Annotated in this window: 16 protein-coding genes; 6 read left to right on the forward strand and 10 right to left on the reverse strand. The window is 58.3% G+C overall.

Features of this window, described 5'->3' with window-relative positions; genetic code table 11:
• Positions 1 to 79: 79 nt before the first annotated feature.
• Positions 80 to 1063 (forward strand): NAD-dependent epimerase/dehydratase family protein, encoded by a 984-nt coding sequence (locus ACHIRB_RS30120; protein WP_395127824.1) that lies wholly within the window; start codon positions 80 to 82, stop codon positions 1061 to 1063.
• 57 nt (positions 1064 to 1120) lie between these two features.
• Here the strand turns inward: ACHIRB_RS30120 and ACHIRB_RS30125 are convergent, their stop codons facing one another.
• Genes ACHIRB_RS30125 through ACHIRB_RS30135 form a run of 3 tightly spaced genes read right to left on the reverse strand, consistent with a single transcriptional unit; the run spans position 1121 to position 3867 of the window.
• Entirely contained in the window at positions 1121 to 2149 is a 1029-nt protein-coding gene (locus ACHIRB_RS30125; protein ID WP_395126292.1) for an FAD-dependent oxidoreductase, read from the reverse strand.
• Between the two features lie 19 nt (positions 2150 to 2168).
• Entirely contained in the window at positions 2169 to 3086 is a 918-nt protein-coding gene (locus ACHIRB_RS30130; protein WP_395126293.1) for a Gfo/Idh/MocA family oxidoreductase, read from the reverse strand.
• Between the two features lie 28 nt (positions 3087 to 3114).
• Complete coding sequence (locus ACHIRB_RS30135) at positions 3115 to 3867, reverse strand: methyltransferase (RefSeq protein ID WP_395126294.1); 753 nt, start codon at positions 3865 to 3867, stop codon at positions 3115 to 3117.
• Positions 3868 to 4203: 336 nt separating this feature from the next.
• On the opposite strand from ACHIRB_RS30135, the gene ACHIRB_RS30140 reads away from it, so the two are divergent.
• A complete protein-coding gene (locus tag ACHIRB_RS30140) occupies positions 4204 to 6132 on the forward strand; it encodes a KedN5 family methylcobalamin-dependent radical SAM C-methyltransferase (protein ID WP_395126295.1) in 1929 nt (642 codons plus the stop codon).
• Here ACHIRB_RS30140 and ACHIRB_RS30145 read toward each other — a convergent pair.
• From ACHIRB_RS30145 to ACHIRB_RS30165, 5 genes are all read right to left on the reverse strand, one after another.
• Complete coding sequence (locus tag ACHIRB_RS30145; RefSeq protein WP_395126296.1) at positions 6080 to 7315, reverse strand: macrolide family glycosyltransferase; 1236 nt, start codon at positions 7313 to 7315, stop codon at positions 6080 to 6082. The genes ACHIRB_RS30140 and ACHIRB_RS30145 overlap by 53 nt on opposite strands.
• Before the next feature lie 171 nt (positions 7316 to 7486).
• On the reverse strand, positions 7487 to 8338 hold the full coding sequence (locus ACHIRB_RS30150; RefSeq protein WP_395126298.1) for a hypothetical protein: 852 nt from the start codon (positions 8336 to 8338) through the stop codon (positions 7487 to 7489).
• On the reverse strand, positions 8335 to 8811 hold the full coding sequence (locus tag ACHIRB_RS30155) for a MarR family winged helix-turn-helix transcriptional regulator (RefSeq protein WP_395126299.1): 477 nt from the start codon (positions 8809 to 8811) through the stop codon (positions 8335 to 8337). The genes ACHIRB_RS30150 and ACHIRB_RS30155 overlap by 4 nt, the downstream gene beginning before the upstream one ends.
• A gap of 526 nt (positions 8812 to 9337) precedes the next feature.
• Complete coding sequence (locus ACHIRB_RS30160) at positions 9338 to 10249, reverse strand: UbiA family prenyltransferase (RefSeq protein WP_395127826.1); 912 nt, start codon at positions 10247 to 10249, stop codon at positions 9338 to 9340.
• Between the two features lie 176 nt (positions 10250 to 10425).
• Complete coding sequence (locus tag ACHIRB_RS30165; protein WP_395126302.1) at positions 10426 to 11625, reverse strand: cytochrome P450; 1200 nt, start codon at positions 11623 to 11625, stop codon at positions 10426 to 10428.
• A 349-nt stretch (positions 11626 to 11974) separates the two neighbouring features.
• Here ACHIRB_RS30165 and ACHIRB_RS30170 point away from each other — a divergent pair, with 349 nt between their 5' ends.
• Genes ACHIRB_RS30170 through ACHIRB_RS30185 form a run of 4 tightly spaced genes read left to right on the forward strand, consistent with a single transcriptional unit; the run spans position 11975 to position 17366 of the window.
• Complete coding sequence (locus ACHIRB_RS30170) at positions 11975 to 13057, forward strand: polyprenyl synthetase family protein (RefSeq protein ID WP_395126303.1); 1083 nt, start codon at positions 11975 to 11977, stop codon at positions 13055 to 13057.
• Positions 13058 to 13107: 50 nt separating this feature from the next.
• Positions 13108 to 14802, forward strand: coding sequence for a prenyltransferase/squalene oxidase repeat-containing protein (locus ACHIRB_RS30175; RefSeq protein WP_395126304.1), 1695 nt, complete (start codon positions 13108 to 13110; stop codon positions 14800 to 14802).
• On the forward strand, positions 14802 to 16124 hold the full coding sequence (locus ACHIRB_RS30180; RefSeq protein ID WP_395126305.1) for a cytochrome P450: 1323 nt from the start codon (positions 14802 to 14804) through the stop codon (positions 16122 to 16124). The genes ACHIRB_RS30175 and ACHIRB_RS30180 overlap by 1 nt, the downstream gene beginning before the upstream one ends.
• A gap of 57 nt (positions 16125 to 16181) precedes the next feature.
• Positions 16182 to 17366, forward strand: coding sequence for a cytochrome P450 (locus ACHIRB_RS30185; RefSeq protein ID WP_395126306.1), 1185 nt, complete (start codon positions 16182 to 16184; stop codon positions 17364 to 17366).
• Between the two features lie 27 nt (positions 17367 to 17393).
• On the opposite strand, the gene ACHIRB_RS30190 is transcribed toward ACHIRB_RS30185, so the two are convergent.
• On the reverse strand, positions 17394 to 18566 hold the full coding sequence (locus ACHIRB_RS30190; RefSeq protein WP_395126307.1) for a cytochrome P450: 1173 nt from the start codon (positions 18564 to 18566) through the stop codon (positions 17394 to 17396).
• 68 nt (positions 18567 to 18634) lie between these two features.
• On the reverse strand, positions 18635 to 19714 hold the full coding sequence (locus tag ACHIRB_RS30195; protein ID WP_395126308.1) for a ParB/RepB/Spo0J family partition protein: 1080 nt from the start codon (positions 19712 to 19714) through the stop codon (positions 18635 to 18637).
• Positions 19715 to 20204 lie beyond the last annotated feature (490 nt).

A 20204-nucleotide genomic window follows, 5' to 3' on the forward strand; every position in this document is an offset into this window, starting at 1 on the left:
AACCCAATCCGAAACAGATCAAGCCGGCACGTCAGCCCGGAGAAAGATCTGGGCTAGTGTGCGACTTTAAGGAGCAGTGGTGACAGTCAGCGCAGCAGAGCATTTCGAGCGTGTTGTGGTCACCGGCGGCGCAGGATTCGTGGGTTCACATTTGTGTGAACGGCTCGTCTGCGAAGGAACAGACGTGCTTTGTCTGGATAATCTCGCTACAGGAGCGCCGGAGAATATTGCACATCTATCCACTTGCAACAACTTTCGGTTTCAGTATCACGACGTGCTGGAGCCCATCCAAATACGTTCAGCGGTAGATGTCGTTTTCCACCTTGCGTCGCCGGCGTCACCGTCCGACTACTTGCGGCTTCCTGTGCAAACACTGCAGGCAGGTAGCCTCGGGACCTACAACGCACTGCAACTGGCGCTGCACACCGATGCCAGGCTTGTCTTTACATCAACCTCTGAGGTCTACGGGAATCCACAAATACATCCACAGCCCGAGTGGTACTGGGGTCATGTCAATCCGATCGGTCCGCGGTCAGTCTACGACGAAGCAAAACGCTTCGGCGAGGCCATGGTGTGCGCATTCTCGGAGCAGGAAGGTGTGAATTCGGGGATCGTTCGCGTGTTCAATACTTATGGCCCGAGGATGCGGGTATACGATGGAAGAGCAGTACCTACATTCATTCGGCAGGCACTGACCGGAAAGCCTCTATCGGTCACGGGCAATGGGGCACAAACGCGGTCACTTTGCTATGTCGACGACCTCGTCGATGGCTTGCTGGCTATGGCCGAGTCCCGCCATAGCGGACCGGTTAACCTGGGCAATCCCGAGGAGCAGACGGTACTGCAGATCGCCGAACAAGTGATCGCGTTGAGCGGATCGAATTCCGAGATCGTGTTTGTCGATCGTCCTGTCGACGATCCTGACCTCAGGTGCCCCGACATCTCGACGGCGCAGCAAGTGCTTGGGTGGTCGCCACGTGTCAGATCAGATCGCGGTATTCGGTCGACGATCGACTGGTACGCCCAAGACGCGCGAATTGTTGGGAGTGGCTGGGTGCGTTGATCGGCCCGCGCGCCGTCATAGCGCCAGGCGGTGATTCGGAGCCGTTCCAATTGTGTGTCAACTGTTTTGGAGCTCCTCGACCACTTTCCGTCCAGCAACCACTGACGTTCCCAGTTTCCCGGAAAACACAGATAGCACGGTAGGTGCCAGCCATTCGACGGTCGTCGGCCGCTCGTCTGTGGCATCGACGTTAGGTAGAACGGTTCGAATACTCCAGAGCGAACGGCACCTTCTGACATTCTCGAAGCCTTCGAGGAACTGGCAAGCGTTCGCTTTCATCGCATCGAAGGACGACGGGATCGATTCTTCCCATTGGTCGCGATACGCGTGCTCGGGGTGCAGCTGACATATCGCAGACACTTGAGTGCTCTGCACACTGTTAACTACGTCGTAGAGCAAGTACTTGCCTGGCGCCCGCCCGAATGGCGAGAGCGAGATGAATCCTCCGTCCATGACGACGATGTCGCGATCGCCGACCGGCACTCGATCGACCACAGCAACTTCACACAGTTCGTACTGCCGAACTGGCACCGGAAGATCCAGCGCCGACGCAGTGTCGTTTATGCCCGAGTTGTTTGCCAGAACCAGGAAGTCGAATTGCGTTGCTAATTCAGGGGTTACACCCGTTCCGCAGCGAACGTCGACCTCAGATTCTCGAAGCTTCTGTTTGCAAATCGTAATCAGGGCGCGAGGGTCGATTCTCGCTTCTTCTGCCCGTACGACGAGGTCGACCGAACCCCTCCGAAAGATCGGATTCTCAACCTTCGTAAACGGAAGACTAATAGTGCGGCAGTGCGCCAGGAAATCCTCGGCGCTGGTGAGACTATCGGATTTGCTGATGGCGTAGAGATGCTCCGAGGAGTAGATGACGGCGTCGCCGTACTCTCCGACGAATTGGATCTCGCTCTCTTGCGAGGCTACTGCTGTCTCAATGCTTCTTGGGTAGTGATAGCCACGATGCAGCCGGAAGATGTTGTTGCCCGAGGCTCCCGACATGATAGAGGGACGCTGTTCTACGAGACGAACATTCCAGCCGTCCCGAGAGAGCAGCAGAGCGGAGGTAATTCCGAACAATCCTGCGCCCACTACGCATACTGAACCCCGGCTAGTCCGGGGTGACTCCGGGTGCGCCGGTGCGGCTTTTCGTTGCGGCCAACGCCCGCTCGATGAGATCGACGATGGCGACCGCCATGCGCGACTCATGGGCGGACCAACGTCCTTCGATCCCGTTCGTTACAAAGCATTGTGCTTCCTTCCAAAGTGGATCTGTTCGGGAAAAGTCCTGTCGCACCGGACCATTGCGGTGCGGACGGTACAAGGTGTTGTCCGTCCAACTCCAGGTGGTGCCGTCACGGGTTTGCACCTGCAGCCGCTTCTCTTTTGGCCCAGTGCATCCATCGATCTCAACTTCGACTGTCGGTCCACCGTCGACCTGCCAGTGACACCGTAGGCAAGTTGAGTCGCCCTCGATTACGACGTCGCTCGGGATCCAACCTGTGAGGCGGATTGCCAGTGCTAGTTCGTGCGGCAGCAGTTCCCACGCAACTGGGGTCGGAGCATTGGGCCGTCGCCAGTCGAATCTCACAACAGCCAGATCGTCTTGACGTAGCTGTGTGATGAGCTGATCGAACGCCGGATGGAACAGATATGTGAACGCTGTGTGCAGGTACCGTCGACGTTCAGCAGCCAGTCCAGCCAAAGCGCCCGCGGCGAATGCAGTTGTCGCTGGAGGCTTCTCCACCCACACATGCATGTTTGCGGTGAGCGCGGCAGCGGCATATGTCGCGTGCGTGTCTCTGGGACTTGTCACAACTGCCATCGACGCAGGCAGGCTAAGCAGATCGTAGAGGTCACTCGCTACTGGTGCGCCCGGGAAGTGTTGAGACAGCCAGCTCCGCGTGGAACCAGATCCAGCGACCAAGAATCCAGCCGGCTGCACTCCGCACCTTCCGAACGCGCGGATCACGTTGCGGCCCCATGATCCGACGCCGATGAATACCGCCGTAGGCGGCGACGTCGTCATCTTCTCGCTCGCCTTGGATTCGTCGCTGTCAGCGTCGCAAGAGCTCGATCAGTTGCAGATCGAACGATCGTGTCATTGCATCGGCGCCACTGTCTTGGTCTTCGTTCTCGGCGAACCTGTCTGCCAGCGCTTCTGGAGGCGCGGCGATATCGAGGCTCCGATAGGTCCTTGCAACCAGTCCGGCCACTTCCGCTGCGGCATCGAGTGTGGGCCGGGTCCCGAGCGCATCGCTGAAGCTGATGAAGATCCGACCGTCGTTATCGAGATGCTCGACCGCCTCGTAGAGAAATCTCTTCAGCAGCGCATAACCGGGATCGAAGAGCGCGCGATGTATCCCAGACTTGGCCGGGGTGTCGTCCGGGCAATCCAAGAAGGGCATGTTCCAGAAGATCGCGCCGAACTTCTCTGACTGGTCGATCGCCGCGAACAGATCGCTTTGCTTGACCGAGACCTGCGTTGTTACGTCGTGGCGCTCAACGTTCAGCTTCGTATTGGCCACTGCAGCTGGGGTGATGTCGACCGCGTACACCCTAGGACAACCAGCTAGGGCCGCTTTGACCGCGACGATACCGACACCGCAACCCATCTCGAAGAAGCTTGAGAACTCAGAGAACGGGAGCCACTCCGAGAACACGTCCGCACCGGGAGCGTAATAGGGCGGAAAAACGTCCTCGACAAGATCCCAATCTAGTCCCGCGAGGTGAAAGACCTGTGGGCGCATGGTATCGGAGTCGTACTTTTCAACTATTTTTTCGCCGATGTAGAACTCTACTTCGTTCATTTTGCACACATCCTCGCCTGGTTGGAAACTTCTTTGCCTGACATTTCGGACGAATCCCTCGCTTTCCGGCGACAAGGATAAAGCAGTCGAGCGATCTGTGATTGCCATTGTCCAAAATTCTGCGCGACCTCTGCGAGTCCGTCGACACCTTCCAGGCGCTTCGCACCGGAGCAGAGAGAGGGACAATATCGTGAAACGAGCGACGTTGACAGTCAACCGCTGCACGATTTCAATTGAGCCGACAAACGGAGACCTCGCTACCGGACCCGACGCGTCACATTGAGCCGAGAACGGTTCGTTGCGGAAATCCGTCAGTTACCTTTCAGGGGGCAATCCATGAAGAAACGTATAGTCCTGGTGCAACAAGCGTCATGGGACAATTCCATGGAGTCGATTCCGCTTGCAATCGGCTACATGAAGGCAGTTCTAGAGAACGATGCAGACATCGCAGACGAGATCGATGTCACGCTGCAAAACTTTCAAGGCGGCGCGCGCCTGGCAGACATGGCACGTGCGATCTTCAGCGAAAATCTTCCCGATGTAATTGGGTTTTCCGTACTCGGGTGGAACATCTATCAGTTCGGCGCACTGGCCGAGACATTCAAACAGCTAAATCCCGACGGCCTGGTCGTTTTTGGTGGAAACCATGTCGCTAATCAAGCGGAACGGGTGTTCACCCTCCATTCCTATGTTGATGTAGTTGTTAACGGCGAAGGAGAGATTACGTTCCGGAACATCGTTGCCGAGGTTCTGCGCAGCGGCCGAGCTCCGGATCTATCTTCCATTCCCGGACTGTCGGTTCGGAACGGCTCGAAGATACTGACGACCCGCGAGCAAGAGCGCTTAACGGATCTCGATGTCGTACCTTCACCTTTTCTTTCCGGCGCCATACCCATGGTCAACGCGAAAGGCGAATTCCGGTACGACGTTGCACTGATGGAGACCAACCGAGGATGTCCGTATCGGTGTGCTTTCTGCTATTGGGGTGGCGCAGTCGGTCAGAAAGTCAGAGCATTCTCACGCGAGCGGCTAAGAGAAGAACTCGACATGTTCGGCTTCTACCAGGTTCCCACCGTTTGTCTTTGTGATGCCAACTTCGGGATGTTGGAGTCAGACGAGACGTTCGTTGAAGATCTGATCGATACGTTTCGGCGTTACGGGTACCCGCGCGGCGTAGAGACAAGCTGGGCGAAGAACAAATCGGCCCGCTTTCATCGCATCGTGACAATGCTCAAGGAGCACGGACTCAAGAGCTCGTTCACACTTTCTCTTCAGACTCTGGCTGACGACGCGCTGACAGAGATGCAGCGGAGAAACATGAAGGTCAACCAATGGGAGCCGCTGGTCAACTGGCTCTCCGACGAAGGGCTCGATTGCTACGCAGAGCTAATATGGGGTGCACCCGGTGAGACAGTTAGCTCATTTCTGAGCGGGTACGACCGCCTCGCCGAGAAGGTCTCGCGCATCGCGATCTATCCGTTGATGATTCTGCCGAACACGACCTACTCACAGGAGAGGGAGCGGCACGGGTTCGTCACTGTTCGAGGCGACGCCGACGATTTCGAGTACGTTCTTGCCAACAAGAGTGCGTCTCTGACAGAGCATCTACGTATGCAGCGATTCATGCTGTGGGCACGCATCCTTAGCGAACACCAGTTCTTCCGCCACGTCTGGCGGCCGCTGCGCATGATCGCGGGAATGACCCAGTCCGGGGTGATAGAGAGCGTGCGATCGTGGTTCGACGCGTCGAGCACTCCGGCCGCAGCACAGTTGGTCGACGGGCTGCCGGCGATCGCTGACTTCCATGCGGCCACGCGCGCCCTGCGGGACATATACGCCTCTGCTGAACTGAGAGCCTCCTTCGGTGAGTGGTGGACAACCATTGCCGCACCGCGTTTTCCGGTGCAATGGCGCGACTTCGTCGATGATCTCTACCGGTTCGAGGAATGGTCGCGCCCGGTATACGCGCCGTCGGTGTCAACTATCCCTTCAGGCTGGTCGCTGGTGGAAAACGCGGACAAGCCCAGCTATCGCAGCATCGAGATTGCGCTTTCATACGATATTGAAGTGGTCCTCGACAATCTCGCCTCAGGTGATCCGACGCCACCGCGGCCTTGTCCAACTACCTACATCTTCCAGGCACCAACGGGTTTCATCGACAACATCGAGAACCATGAGATCGCTGCGTACTATGTCGCCGAGCCGGTGAAAGTCAGGCACGATCGGTCACCGATCGCTGAACCGGAGCGTCACGCGGTGATATAGGCAGCGTCTCGGCGAGGAACCGCTCGATCACGTCTGCGGCCCGTTTCGCTCCGCCTGCATTCTCGATCTCGGCGCTGAAGTTCGCCACGCTCGCATCGATCACGTCGTCGGCCAATGCTCGTCTGACTGCCTCGACGATATCGTCTGCAGTGCAGTCGTCGGCCAGCCGGACACCCAGGTCCAGTTGGACAGCACGCTGTGCGGTCGCTACTTGTTCTGGGGACTGGGGAAGCAATACAAGCGGAATCTTCCTCCGGAGTGCCTCCATCATGGCGCCCATTCCCGCCTGGCAGACGAACACATCGACATCCTCCAGTATGTCTGAGTGAGGGATGTAAGGCTCGACACGGAAGTTGCGCGGAACAACTCCGAGGTCCTCGACGCTGATCCGATGCCCAACGGTCATCGTTACATCCCATTCGGTGGAGTCGAATGCGGCAATGCATTTCTTGAAGAAGTCGAGCCGAGCGTTGTACGCGGTTCCCAATGAGATCAGAACCGATGTCTTCTTCTGAGAAGGGCGCCGCACGCTCCCGCGCACTGTAGAAAGGCCACATGGGCCGACGAAGAAGAACCTTTCGTCGAACGTGTGTCCTTCGAATTGAAAAGAACGAGGAAATAGAACAATGTGACGATCTGCAGTGTAATTGAAGAATTGCGTGTTCGTCATGTACGCGAAGCCTTCATCCTGTAGAAACTTCTTCAACGTAAGGTCGAATTCGATCATCGCTGGGTGTCTGAGATCGAATACTGTATAGCTCTCCTCCAGGGAAAATTCGGTGTTCGAGGCGAACACCGGCCAACTCTGAACGGACGGAATTTTCCACTTTTCGGCTAGCATCCACCCGGCCCAAGCCATTACATCGAAGATGACGAGGTCCGGCGGCGAAGCCGATAGTGCCAACTCCAACTGCGGCAGCACCAACATTGTCTCCTTCAGGAAGAGCAACGGCATGTGCTCCAGCTCTTCCTGCGTATCAGAGTTATATGTCCGCCGTGACGACAATGTCGTTCGATATGTGATGGTCTCAGCTCCCAGCGATTCCGGAACCTCGACATGACCTTGACCTGAAGCGAACGTCACACGGTGGCCTCGGCTGGTCAGCTCAGCAATAATTCCTTGGATAGGAATGCAATGGCCACTCGCCGGGATACTGACGATTGCGATGTGACTGCGATTCATCGCGCTTCCCTTCACTGATGCGATGGGCACGAGGTGTTCTTCACAAGCGTATCCGGCGAAGGTGAGCAATTAGAATTTCAGCTACAACGAAGCGCATACATGTACCGCGCGGAAGGGGGTCAGTAAACTGAAAACTTCTTTCTGCTTGGTCACATCAAACGCGGTATACCGTCATCTGCGAACGTTTCTATCGGTGCGTATCGACTGTACGAATTCCTCAGGAGTGTCGACGGTGACGTAGAGAGTCTTTGGCACCTGCGCCAATGGCTCCCCTCGGCGTATGACGCTTGCTGAGTCGTCCAGTTCAATGGCGACGTTGGCTGGGCCGCTGCTGAAAAGTGCCGAACCGTCCCTCTGAATGGCCATCTGCTTGATTCCGCTGTCGTCCTTCACGCGTTGAGCAACGACCTTGACTGCAGTCATAGGCACGACAAGCTGGTCTCTGAATCCGTTGTTCAGCTCGATGCTGTCGCGGAGAATGCGGTGGGGAATCGTTACCATTGACGCGTAGATTCCGATGATCCACACGACTCCGTACACGTCAACGGCGGCCAGCAGCCATATCCACGGGCGATTCCCAAAGATCAGCATTAGCACCAGATGTAGTACGACCACATCGAACGCGATGAAAGCCACGAGCGCGATGATGATCGGCCTGCGACCGGCGTGGTAGGCGAAGGTTTTGGGGCGTTGCCTCCGCGATTCGCGGCGAAAGATCCACCATACGAGCGACATCCAGAGACGCACCTCAAGCAGTATCCACCGGGCGACGCGCGCAGGGACCACCTCTGATAGCGCCCTCTCAGCTGCGACCCAGCCGCCGACTCCATCGGCACGGTCGCGACGGAACTTCCTGATTGCCGGCTTTGCCCGTATCACGAGCACAGACCAGAGCATGATCTCAAGAATCAATCCGATAATTACGCCGTCGCGTAGTGACAACAGCCCCGACCACACAAACAGTGCCTGCATAAAGACAACCCCAAGGGGCAGCCAGGAGCCGATACGGCGCAGGATGCTCATCGACACGCTCCGTTCGGCATATGATGCGTAAGCTGACCGAATCGCTCGATAGTCGTATCGAGCATCAGTGCGAATGCGGCACGGTCGAGTTCGTCGATACTGGCAAACAGGTGTTCGGCCATTTCCCCGGCCTCGCGCATCATGGATTGAGCAAACGCTTCACCGGTCGCGGTGAGATGGACAGTCATGGCACGGCGATCGGATTCATGAGGGATTCGTCGCACGAATCCATCGCGTTCGAGCGAATCCAGGAGCCCTGTCACATTCCGCCTCGTCACACCCAACTGATCGGCGAGAAACGATTGCATCGGCGCTTGGCCAGCGGCTTGCAGAGTCGTCAGCACATTGGCACGCGCCTTCGTAATGCCGCGCTGCGCGAGCCCTCGGTCCATGTCGGAGACCAGCAACAGCGAGAGCTGCCAAACCTTGGCGAGGAGGGCTGCACTAGATACGGAAGTTGCTACATTGTGCATACACTTCACTATACAGTGGTGCAGAGAGCTCGGGTCGGCGCTCCTCGGTCTCTGCGGAGCGAATGATCTCGGACATGCCTGCTCGATGTCATCGAGCAGGCATGGAAGAAATTCAGACTGCTCCGCTGACTCAGGAAACCCAGCGCACCTCCATCGGCCGTGCCCAAGCGCATGATCCGTAGCTGGCACGCGCGCCCCTGGTGATCGATATCGACGCCACCTTGATAGCCCCGCACATCGACAAACTACAGACTGCACCGAATTACAAGCGCAGCTACGGTTTTCACCCGTAGTGCACATTCGTCGACCACGGCCCCGGCCGGTGTGGCGGGGAACCTGTCGCCATGGTTCAGCGCCCCAGGCAGGGCCCGGCTCATACCGCCGCCGGATCACATCACGGTTCTGCGAGATGCTTGGCGCAGTTGCCGTTCGATCCGGGCTACCGGGTCGCTGGCGCAAAGTCATGGTCCGGGCGACTGCGCCGGGGGCCAAAGGCCTTGATCGAGCACCTGAGTTCTCACACCGTTCAGGCGGCCATGGGGCTGGGCAGCCGGTAACTGCGACGCATGACGAATGCTGCCAGAACGGTTGCACCGATGGACGGCGCTACCACGAAAGTGAAGAGAAAGAACCTATCGGCGGCAACAATCGCTGCTGAAGGAAGCAGCAAGCGTTCGATCACGATCAACTCGTGAGCGCGCAGGCAGACCATCCGTGGCACCGGCTTAGGTGCACGTACGACCATGACCAACGACACGGCTCCCAAGATGACGGCAACCAATAGCGTCAGGTAGAAACACGGGACGCGGTAGCTGTCTATTACGACCGACGCAAGCGCGACGAGCGTCACCCAGGCGATGAAGAATCGAACCAGCGCGGTCAGCGCCGCGTCGTCGCCACGGGCTACCGGATAGGTGGCGTATCCGCCGCTGCGGTCGCCATCTCGATCTCCGAGTGCGCCAAGCAGGTTCGATCCGGAATCGTGAATCCACAATGCAGCAGCCATGATCGCGAGTTCGGGCGCAGGAAACGGCTGTACCACCATCGCGCCGAACAAAAAGGCTAACGCAGTTGGTGCCCCGCGAATAATGTTGCCGGACAGTCCTCGGCCCTTGAACACTCGTGCATAGCCAATCCCCAGCACAGCCGCTGCACCGGCGAGTAGAAGCGCACGCAGGTTCACCGCGACCGTGAGTGCGAACCCCGTAAGGATCAGCAGGATCATGACCGTCCGTGCGGTCCGTGCTCCGACTCTTCCAGACGGAATCGGCCGATGCGGTTTCGTCAGTGCGTCGAGATCGCGGTCGAAATAATCACCGCCATACAAGGAGGCGATCCAGGCGAGGGTGGGCACAAGCCACGCAAGGCCGAGCTGAGTCGGCGACGCATCGCCTCCGGTGACTGCGCCGCTTATCCCTACCAGCCCCGCGTAGAACACGGTGTCAGGGCGACACATTTCCAGGTGAGCAATGGCGCGGACTCGCAACGTCCGACCCTCAATGCCGTTTTTTCTCAGCCTTTTTCGACCTTGAACTGTGGGCTCGGGGTTTGCGATCGTTGCGAAGTGTTGCCGTTCCGGGCGGGTGATGTACTTCAGGCGCCGCACGAAACCGGTCACCATGTAACCGGCAATTCCTGAGTAATCACATCCATTCCGTCGCAGTGCCAGGCGATCGCCGACTCAGCGACCGCCAGCCGCAGGCGGGGCATTTTGGCCGCAATGGCGGCAATCGAGACCTCAAGCTCCATGCGAGCGAGCTGGGCGCCGAGGCAGCGGTGTGGCCCATGTCCGAATGTGAGGTGATCACCCGGATTCGCCCGATCAGGCATGAAGTCGTCCGGGCGTGTGAAGATCTCGGAATCGCGATTGGCTCCGGCACGAGAAAGAATGATGATGTCGCCCTTGCCAATCGCGATTCCATCGACATCGAAGTCGGTTTGCGCAATTCGCTGTATTCCGCGCTCCTCGTCCTGGCAACGCAGTAGCTCTTCCACCAATGCAGGAACCGCAACCTCGCCTTGCGCAATACGTTCCAGCAGCCGGGATCGCCGCACGAGCCGGACTACTCCCGCCGCGATTGCCTGGGACGTCGTTACGTAACCGGCCATCAGAAGGCCCAAACTCATCGAGTAGATCTCGCGCCGAGTCAGTGCGTCGACGCCTCCCTCATTCATCACAAGACTGCTCACGAGATCATCTCCGTCAGGTTTCGCATCGACAAGGTCGACGACGAACTGCTCAAGATCGCCATATACCAGCCCGATTTCTGTCGGATCGCGCGTCACGGCTCCCAACACAATGTCCGCCCAACTACGAAAGCGCGCCCGGTCCGTTTCTGGTATGCCGAGCAGTTCCGAAATGATCGAAATTGGCAACGGATACGCGAAGTCGGCCATCAGCTCTGCTGGTGGACCGGTCGAGATCATTCTCTCGATCAACGTCTGCGCGACTTCTGTAGCACGCGAACGGATCCTCTCGACCTTTGCCGGAGTGAAGGTACGCGACACCGCGCGTCTTAGTCTGGTGTGTTCCGGCGGGTCCTTCAAGAACATGAAACCCAAAGCGATGCTGGCGTCGTCCGTAGACGGTGCGGCTGCTGGATACTGCGTGCCCAACAGCGGCGACATCAATAACTCACGGACCTTCCGGTAGGAGGTGACGAGCCAGGCTTCCCCCCCCTCTCTCAACTGAACTCTGCTGATACCACTCGCGTTTCGACTCGAGATGAGACCCGGCGCGGGATCGAGATACCCCTCCCGCGCGAAGGGATACAACGGTGTCGCAATGGACGGGTACATTCGCGGTTCGACCATAATTGCCTCCTGCATCCCAATGCGAAGCACGGTCCAGGTCGCGACTCGACGCAATCCTTTCGCGGGCGCGCGGATACGTCTCCGATTCGTTAACGAATCCGGACTAATTCATCTGTGTGGTGCTGAGGGCCGCGACTCGGAACCATACCGTCTCGAACTGCCTCGCGTTAAGGCCAACACGTTTCTGCCAATTGAACACAACCCTGAAAGCTTGTTCGAACAGCCCTCCGCCAGTGCGCAATTCACGATTGCGTGAAGTTTGGCAAGGACGTACGTTCCTGTCACGCACATCGCTTCCTAGCGAACTCCAGCGACTCGGCGGCCTCAGCTCTCGACGGGGCACGTTGAGTTGCTTGTCGGGATCGATGCCGTAGCCATAGGGGGAGAAATGTCAGGCCACCGACCTTACGCAGAGGAAATTGACGCAGCCGCCGACGAATCGGCACCTGATTACGTCGACAACGACGCTGCACAAGACCTCAAGAAGTACCTGGTCGACCGCTGGGTGAGTCCAGAGCAGAGCGCGCTCGACGTTGTTTGTCAGTACGCGCTTCAGCCAGACGGTAAGTTGTTGCGTCCGTTGCTATTACTGGAAGCAACAAGGGCGGTTGGCGGCGACTTGGCTACAGTCATGCCGGCGGCTGTAGGTGCGGAGTCCGGCCATGTCGCAAGCCTTGCTCACGACGACATCATCGACGGCGACGAAGTCCGTCGGGGGCGTCCGGCGGTACATGCGGCATTCGGCATCGGCAACGCCATCGTTGCCGGCGATGCGTTGATATTCGACATGTTCGCTGGCCTGTCTGACTGCGCTGCGCGCGGCGCAGCGAGTGATCGCGTCGTGTGGGCGCTAGGAGTGGTCGCAAAAGCCGGCATCGACATGTGCGAAGGCCAAGCGCTCGAAGACCGCCTGACACAAACGCAAACCTTCGACCTGGATGCCTATCGCCGCATGGTGTCATTAAAGACGGCCGCCTTCTTCAGTAGCGCGTGCGCTGTAGGTGCGATCCTGGGTGGCGGTTCATCGACCGAAGTTGACGCACTAGCGCGCTACGGCCGAAAGTTGGGACAGGCATTTCAGATCATCGATGATCTCCTCCCTTACTCCGAGCACGCTGACGCAATCGGAAAGCCGATCGCAAGCGATGCTCGCAACGGCCGACCGACGCTGCCGGCGATTCTGGCACGACGGAACCGACGCGAGGACATGGACCAACTGCATGCCCGATTCCTCGCTGGCGAGTTGGACGAGGCATCCCTGAGCGCGCGGCTGCGAAGCATGTTTGAAGAGTGCGGAAGTCTTCAGGAGGCCTACGCACTAGCCGAGCGCCTGGTCTCCGATTCCAAGATCGCTCTAGTGCCTTTGTCGAACTCGCTAGGAAAGAAGCGCCTTGAGCGCTGGGCCGACCTTGCTCTCGCACGAACGCGCTGACTAGAACTACGGCGACGACCTGATCCATTACTTGCCCGGAAGGGAAGCGTATGTCAATCGAGCTGGACCGCCGCGTCGAGAAGTGTGCTTCGCAAGCCAAGGACTACCTTATGGACCGTCGGCGGGAAAATGGGTCGTGGGTCGATCGACTTTCTTCCTCGACTGTGTCGACTGCGCTCGGAGCGCTCTCTGTCGCACAAGCCGATCCTGTACTGCACCACGACCGAATCCTCAGGTCCGTGAAATGGCTCAGAGAGAACCAACGTGCCGACGGCGGCTGGAGCATGGCCGACTCGGTTCCGCCCAGTAGTCCCGGTATGACTGCATTCGCGATTGCGGCACTACACAAACTAGACGCAGAGCAATCCGCGGATCACATCAAGAGGGCATGGCAGTTCATCGAGGCGTCCGACGGATGGAATGTCATCCCCGGCCTGCGTGGCGAGACTCCCAAAACGTGGCCGGCTGCCGCGCCGATCATTTGGTCGATAGTCGGTCTGCGCGATGAACCCCAACCGGATCAACCTGTCGAGATCATGCTTTTGCCAGCCTTGCTTCGCAACAAAGTTTCCATTGCATTACCCGTCATTCTCGCGCTCGGAATCATGCAACACCGGACACTTCCCCGAAACCCGTTTCGACGCCTACTAGGGAAAATCGCTGAGCCACGCGCGCTCAACTGGCTCCGCACGATCTCCGGAACCAATGGTGGGATCGAAGAGTGCCCGATGATCGCGGGCTTCGTTTATTTGGCGCTAAACAGCGTAGACGTCGGTGAGGATCTCCAGCTGGCATCACTGCAGTACCTGTTGGAAACACAGCGTCACGACGGCTCGTGGGCAATCGATCGCGACCTTGAGATATCAGTTACTGCCTACTCGATCATGGCGCTCGCCGAGATGGTAGATCTTCGTACCGACGAAGCATCTTCACAATCGAGGGACTGGCTGCTTCGCGCTCAGTGGAATAAGCCATTCGGAGCTTTCGATATCAAAGCTGGCGGCTGGTCCTGGGCATTGCCGTCAGGATGGCCCGAAACAGAGGACACCGCCGTAGTTCTGGGTGTGCTTGCCGATTTCGACCTATCGCGCGGTCATCCGTCAGCGCAGCTCGCCCTGCACTGGCTTCGATCCCGCCAGAACCGTGACGGGTCGTGGTCTGAATGGGTACGCAATTCCGCGATCATGAATGACCGGCCATGCGCTGGTGTCACTTGCCATGTCGTGATGACGCTGCATCGATTCGGCGAACCCACTGGTCCAGGCTCTGCAATAGCTCGCGCTCTCGGCTATCTCAAACGACACCAGAAGTCCGACGGATCAATCGACTCTGTGTGGTTTCGCGACAGCGTCCATGGCACATCTCGGCTCTTGGAGACCTACGCAACATTAAAACTCAGCAATACAGAACCTGCCCTTGCGGCTCGAAATTGGCTGTTACGCAATCAATCCTCGGCAGGGGGCTGGCCCGCCCGCACTGTGCTCCCTCCGGCCCATCCGACCGTCGAAGAAACTGCGTGGGCAGTGTTTGCACTCCTCAAATGGGGAGAGAACCCCCACGGCACCGCGATAGTACGTGGCGTCGAGTGGTTGATCGCTCAGCAGGACGACGTCGGTACATGGACACCGAGCAATGTCGGCCTGTACTTCGACGATCTCTGTTACACAGACGATCTCATCGCCCACACGTTCGCTTTGCGCGCACTTGGGCGTTGGCTCCGCATGACGTCACAGACGGCTGAATAATGAAACAGTCCGACACGATACAACGGGTTCGCCCTCCTGGATCACGACTTCCCGGGATATTACAAACCGCACTATGGGCCAAGGATCCGTGGCTATATGCACAACGTGCACGCACAAGATATGGCCCGATCTTCTCTGCCAACATGTATCCGTTCGGTGAGGTTGTCTACGTCAGTGACCCGGACGCAATCAGACGCATCCTCACAATTGATGCACCGAAATTCGCCACGGGCGAGGCCAATAGGGCGATCGAGTTCGTTGTCGGACCGCGCTCGTTATTGATGCTCGACGGCGAGGATCACAAACGATTGCGGCGAAATCTCACACCCATTTTTCACGGCCCCAACGTGGAAAATTATCTGGATGTGATCCGTTCGATCATCGATGCCGAGGTTAGTCGGTGGCGGCCCGGATCTACCGTAACGCTGCTGCCTCGAATTCAAGCGATATCCATGGAGGTGATGATCCAGGCTGTGTTCGGTGTCCGTGAGCCGGCGCGTCTCAATCGGTTACGGCGACTTGTGCCGCAGCTCTTGTCGATGAATCCATTGCTGATCCTGTTCCCCGTCCTACGACGCTCGTTCTTCGGGGTCGGACCGTGGGCTGGCTTTGTACGGATACGAAACGAACTGGACGAGATTCTGTATGCCGAGATCCGCCAGAGGCGCCGTTCGCTCGACTATCAAGGATCCGATGCGCTTTCACTACTATTGCAGGACAGCGCAGACGGTCTCGCACTGTCCGACGCGGAGATCAGAGACAACGCGATCACACTGCTGGCCGTTGGGCACGAAACGACTTCGGTGGCCACTTCATGGTTCTTCGAACGCGTACTGCAGCATCCTGATGTCCTGCGCCGCTTGAATAGTGAACTCGCAAATGATGACACCACATACCTCGATGCGACTATCTCCGAGACGCTACGCATTCGTCCGCCGACGATGGATGTAGGTCGGATTCTCCAGGAACCGCACCTCGTTGGCGGATACCGGTTCGACGCCGGTACGATGTTCGCGCTGTCGTTGGCGACGTTGCATTCATCTGAAGATTCCTACCCCGACCCCGACGTATTTCGCCCCGAACGTTTCCTGGAGAATCCGCCCGATCGAGGTCGGTTTCTGCCCTTTGGTGGTGGCAGACACCGATGCATCGGCTCCAGCCTCGCGATCGTCGAAATGCGCGCGATCGTGACGAACGTGCTGTCCAGCACTGAACTTCGGCCGGTCAGCGCCGGCGAGAAGATGAGGCCCCGCGGGCCGATGATGGTTCCCGAGCAGGCCGCAAGCGCCGAGGTTATCTCGAATCGCCTGTACCGCGGTTAGCAGCAAGCCGGATCGGGCGACCACTCTTCGACTCGAACAACGCACGAAAGGATGCACATGGGCGTCGTCTATCAGTTTCCCTTCCCGCGGCAATCGGGCCTGAATTTGGAACCGGAGTACCTTCACCTGCAGGAACACGAACCTGTCGCCCGAATCGAGATGCCCTTCGGCGAACGGGCATGGCTCCTCACTCGTTACGACGACGTAAAGCTAGCGTTAACCGACCCACGGTTTTCCCGGGCCGAGACACTTCGCAGAGACACACCGCGGGTCACCCCAACGTATTTCAGTGGCGGGATCGTTGCGATGGATCCGCCGCAGCACACGAGGTTGCGGGCCGTCGCGGGAAACGCCTTCGGGGCGAGGAACATGGAACGCCTCCGGAGGACTGCTGAATGCGTCGCGGCAGAATTGCTGGATTCATTGTTCGACTCAGATGATTGCGACTTCGTCGAAGGCTTCGCGCTACCGTTCACACTGAGAATGGTGTGCGAGCTTCTCGGTGTCCCGTTCGAGGACCATATACGTTTCCGTCAGTGGGCTGAATCAGGGTTGGCGACCGGCGCAGTGACCGAAGACGAACGCTGGGAAGCAACCGGGCAGATGTGGGACTACATTGCTGGCCTGATCTCCGAGCGGCGTCGAGATCCCCGCGATGATTTGATTTCCCGAATGTCTATCGCCGCAGATCGCGACGACGAGATCAGTGATAACGACATCGTAATGCTTACGATGGCGGTACTGGTCGCTGGCTACGAGACCACAGCGACACAGCTCCCAAACTTCCTGTATCTGCTGTTGCACGACCGCCGACACTTTGAACAGCTAGTCAATGAACCAGGGCTCGTGACAACCGCAGTGGAAGAGCTCATGCGATACGTTCCGCTGCAATCTAACGGCTCCTCACCGCGGTACCTCCGCGATGATCTCACCATCGGCCCTGTCCGGCTGCGCGCTGGCGACGCCGTCGTACCAGCAGGCGTGATCGCCAACCGCGACCCAGAATACTTCAGCAACGGGCATTCGCTCGATTTGCGGCGCCGACCGAATCCACATCTTGGCTTCGGCAACGGGCCTCACTTTTGCTTGGGTGCGCCGTTGGCTCGGGTCGAAATGTCGGCGGCGCTCAACGTGCTAGCAGCCAAAGCCGCTGACCTACGGCTGAACTCAGCGGGGCAGATCCAGTGGAAACACGACATGATGGTGCGCGGACCTGCTCACTTGCCAGTGATGCGTCCCTGAGCATCCAACGGGGTTGCTCTTGAGGGGTCACCACTCGACCATGACCTCGCATGGGACGTTGTCGCCGAACAGGTTAAGTTTCGTCGGCCTGGTCGCTGACTGGTTTACCAATCGTAGCGACGGAAGGCGAAGCGCGAGTTCCGACAGGACGACTTCCAGCTCGATCCGAGCCAGGGCTTTACCTAAGCAGCGGTGAATCCCGTGCCCGAAAGCTACGTGTGGGTTTCGATGTCGCGTGAGGTCGAACCTGTCCGGGTCGTCGAATACAGTCTCGTCGCGATTGGCTGAACACAGCGGCGCGACGACGACGTCACCAGCTCTGACAAGGGTGCCCGCGATGTTGACGTCCTCGATCGCCATTCGGGGCATGGACTCCGCGTTGATTCCGGACTGGTAGCGCAGTACCTCCTCGACCGCGCGATGCCGCGCACCCTTGTCGCGGAGCCTCACAAGTTGGCCGCGCCCAACGATCTCGATGGTCGCGATTGCGATCGCGTTGGCCGTCGATACATAACCTGCGATGGGTAAGCCGACGATCATCGTAACCATCTCTTCATCGCTCAAGTCTTCGCCGTGCCGTTGCGCCTCGATGCATATGCTGATCAGGTCTTCTCCGTGATCGTTACGCTTGATGTCGATCAGCTGGGCAACGTAACGGTTGAGGTCCATCCACGCAGTGAAGGCCTCGCGTTGGTCCGAGCCGGTACCTGCGAGCAGGACATCGGATCGGCTCCGGAAACCCTGGCGGTCGGGTTCTGGTATTCCGAGGATGTCGCAGATCATGGTTATCGGCAAGGGAAAGGCGATTGCTTCGACGATGTCCCGTGGACGGACACTCGATGCCATCGCCTCAACCAGTTGCGCGGCAACCTGTTCGGCGCGCGTCCGCATCGCCTCGACTCTGGATTCGGCGAAGGCTTTCGCGACGAGTCGGCGTAAGCGTGTATGGCCAGGTGGGTCCTGGAACAGCGACCGCTCGGGGCCCTGGCCGGCCCGATCCTCAAGCGGGATAAGCGATACGCTGAATCGCGGATCAGCGAGGACGAACTTGACGTCGTCGTACCGTGTGACCAGCCAGGCTTCGCTGCCGTCACGGGTAGTGATACGGGAAACAGGGGCGTTGGTCCTCAGATTCCCAAGGTCCATGTCGAGTGCGGAGGGGCTGAAGCGGGAAAGCGATGGTAGTTCGTCGAATGTCATAGCCGAATGTCCTTAGCCGAGTCGAGTCGGGCAGTGGTGGTGAAGTCCGGCGAGATCGGCATCGAACTTCAGGCTTGTGCGATCTGACCCTCATCCCGCTCTTCGGACAGCTGCAGGATCTGCCGTCCGAACTCATGCCAGAGGCGTGCATTCGCCTCGGCCAGCTCGACAACCGTGCCTAGACAATGGGTTGGAACGTCGCCGACTAACGTTCGACACTCGGCAGCTGCGGTCAATGATGTTGTAAGCAAACGGATCAGGGCTCGCCCCTTCTCGTTGAAGCGCAGAGCAGGATCCCCGCGTAGCCGACTTAAGGCTGCGGTGTGGTTTACCCGGCTGGATGTGGCGATGTAATCGCTTGTCAATCCCTGTGTCCCAGCATCTTCGCTCATAGCCTTTTTGCTACCGGGCGCAAGCGTCGGGCGGCGGCTGGCAGCACTACGGCTGGTGCGAACCGGAACCGGATTGTCGCCTCGCTTGATTCGTTCTCGAACGTCGCGGACCGTTCCTGGCGATATTCCAGCGGCGCTCGCGATCTTCCGCAACGAAGCATCTTTACCGACGCCCTGTAGGAGTTCTGCGGCTATGAGTCGTCCATCCGAGTTGGTGAGCGGATGGACCTTACCGTCCAATCCCAGCCGCCCGTTCAACTGGGAGTCCTCCCCACTTGCACGTCGCCGAACCACCGCGACTGTCTTGTGAGACAGCCCTGTTGTGGCGCCAATCAGGCGATCAGACCAATACGGATGCGACTCGATTATGCGCGCTGCAGCCGCTTTTCGATCTGACGTAGACAACGGTAGTCCGTGTTGCATATTTACTCGGACAGCCAAGACGAATGCCTCGAAAACACTTCCGTCGAAGAACTGGACTTCGATGGTGTCCGCGTTCTTCAGCAATGCCGCTTTGAGCCGGTGCATTCCATCGACAACCCTCATTGTGTCCCTGTGGACCACAATTGGAGGCAACAACTCATCGCAGGCGGCCAGTACCTTGGCATGAGACACCTTGCATCCGTTGATGCGTGGGGAGTCTGCCGGTAATAGCGACGCGACAGGGACACTTACCGCAGGCGCCTTGGCACCGTCGCGGATCCATTGCTGCACTACAGATTCAGAGGAAGTATCGTTCCCCGATTGAATATTCATTTGCATCCCCCCTTGACGCCAACTACTACGAGCTCGGCGAGTCCCCCTGTTGCCTCCGGTCCAATGATCGAGTTTCGCCATAGCCTCGGTTGAGTTCGTTTGTACCGGAACGCTTTTGCGGGCACAATCGCAATCAGTCGAATATCCAACGACGCAGAGCGCCACCTTTATTCAGGGCGAACATCTTGGCAGCATGGCTTTTCAAGCCACATCAGCGAGGTAGACCATGGCGCCGGTCCCCAGCACTACCGAACACCACCAGGCATCGGCGATCGGCATGGGCTCGCCACCGACGGCCTCCAGATGAGCGATTCATCTGCGCGCACACGACGGGAGTCTGCCAACGTTTTCAAGTAGCGACAGTCGCAATACGGTGGTTATTAACCAGAACCGGCGAATTGACCAACCCCCACTCGATCGGTCACTAGCCCAGATCTTTCTCCGGGCTGACGTGCCGGCTTGATCTGTTTCGGATTGGGTTTTCGATCTT

This window comes from Antrihabitans spumae (genome assembly GCF_043944905.1).
GTDB lineage: Bacteria > Actinomycetota > Actinomycetes > Mycobacteriales > Mycobacteriaceae > Antrihabitans > Antrihabitans spumae.

Bases quoted from the DNA above. Each gene is read 5' to 3' on its own strand.
- ACHIRB_RS30130 (WP_395126293.1), bottom strand. From the start codon at position 3,086: ATGACGACGTCGCCGCCTACGGCGGTATTCATCGGCGTCGGATCATGG.
- ACHIRB_RS30135 (WP_395126294.1), bottom strand. From the start codon at position 3,867: ATGAACGAAGTAGAGTTCTACATCGGCGAAAAAATAGTTGAAAAGTAC.
- ACHIRB_RS30140 (WP_395126295.1), top strand. From the start codon at position 4,204: ATGAAGAAACGTATAGTCCTGGTGCAACAAGCGTCATGGGACAATTCC.
- ACHIRB_RS30145 (WP_395126296.1), bottom strand. From the start codon at position 7,315: ATGAATCGCAGTCACATCGCAATCGTCAGTATCCCGGCGAGTGGCCAT.
- ACHIRB_RS30150 (WP_395126298.1), bottom strand. From the start codon at position 8,338: ATGAGCATCCTGCGCCGTATCGGCTCCTGGCTGCCCCTTGGGGTTGTC.
- ACHIRB_RS30155 (WP_395126299.1), bottom strand. From the start codon at position 8,811: ATGCACAATGTAGCAACTTCCGTATCTAGTGCAGCCCTCCTCGCCAAG.
- ACHIRB_RS30165 (WP_395126302.1), bottom strand. From the start codon at position 11,625: ATGGTCGAACCGCGAATGTACCCGTCCATTGCGACACCGTTGTATCCC.
- ACHIRB_RS30175 (WP_395126304.1), top strand. From the start codon at position 13,108: ATGTCAATCGAGCTGGACCGCCGCGTCGAGAAGTGTGCTTCGCAAGCC.
- ACHIRB_RS30180 (WP_395126305.1), top strand. From the start codon at position 14,802: ATGAAACAGTCCGACACGATACAACGGGTTCGCCCTCCTGGATCACGA.
- ACHIRB_RS30185 (WP_395126306.1), top strand. From the start codon at position 16,182: ATGGGCGTCGTCTATCAGTTTCCCTTCCCGCGGCAATCGGGCCTGAAT.
- ACHIRB_RS30190 (WP_395126307.1), bottom strand. From the start codon at position 18,566: ATGACATTCGACGAACTACCATCGCTTTCCCGCTTCAGCCCCTCCGCA.
- ACHIRB_RS30195 (WP_395126308.1), bottom strand. From the start codon at position 19,714: ATGAATATTCAATCGGGGAACGATACTTCCTCTGAATCTGTAGTGCAG.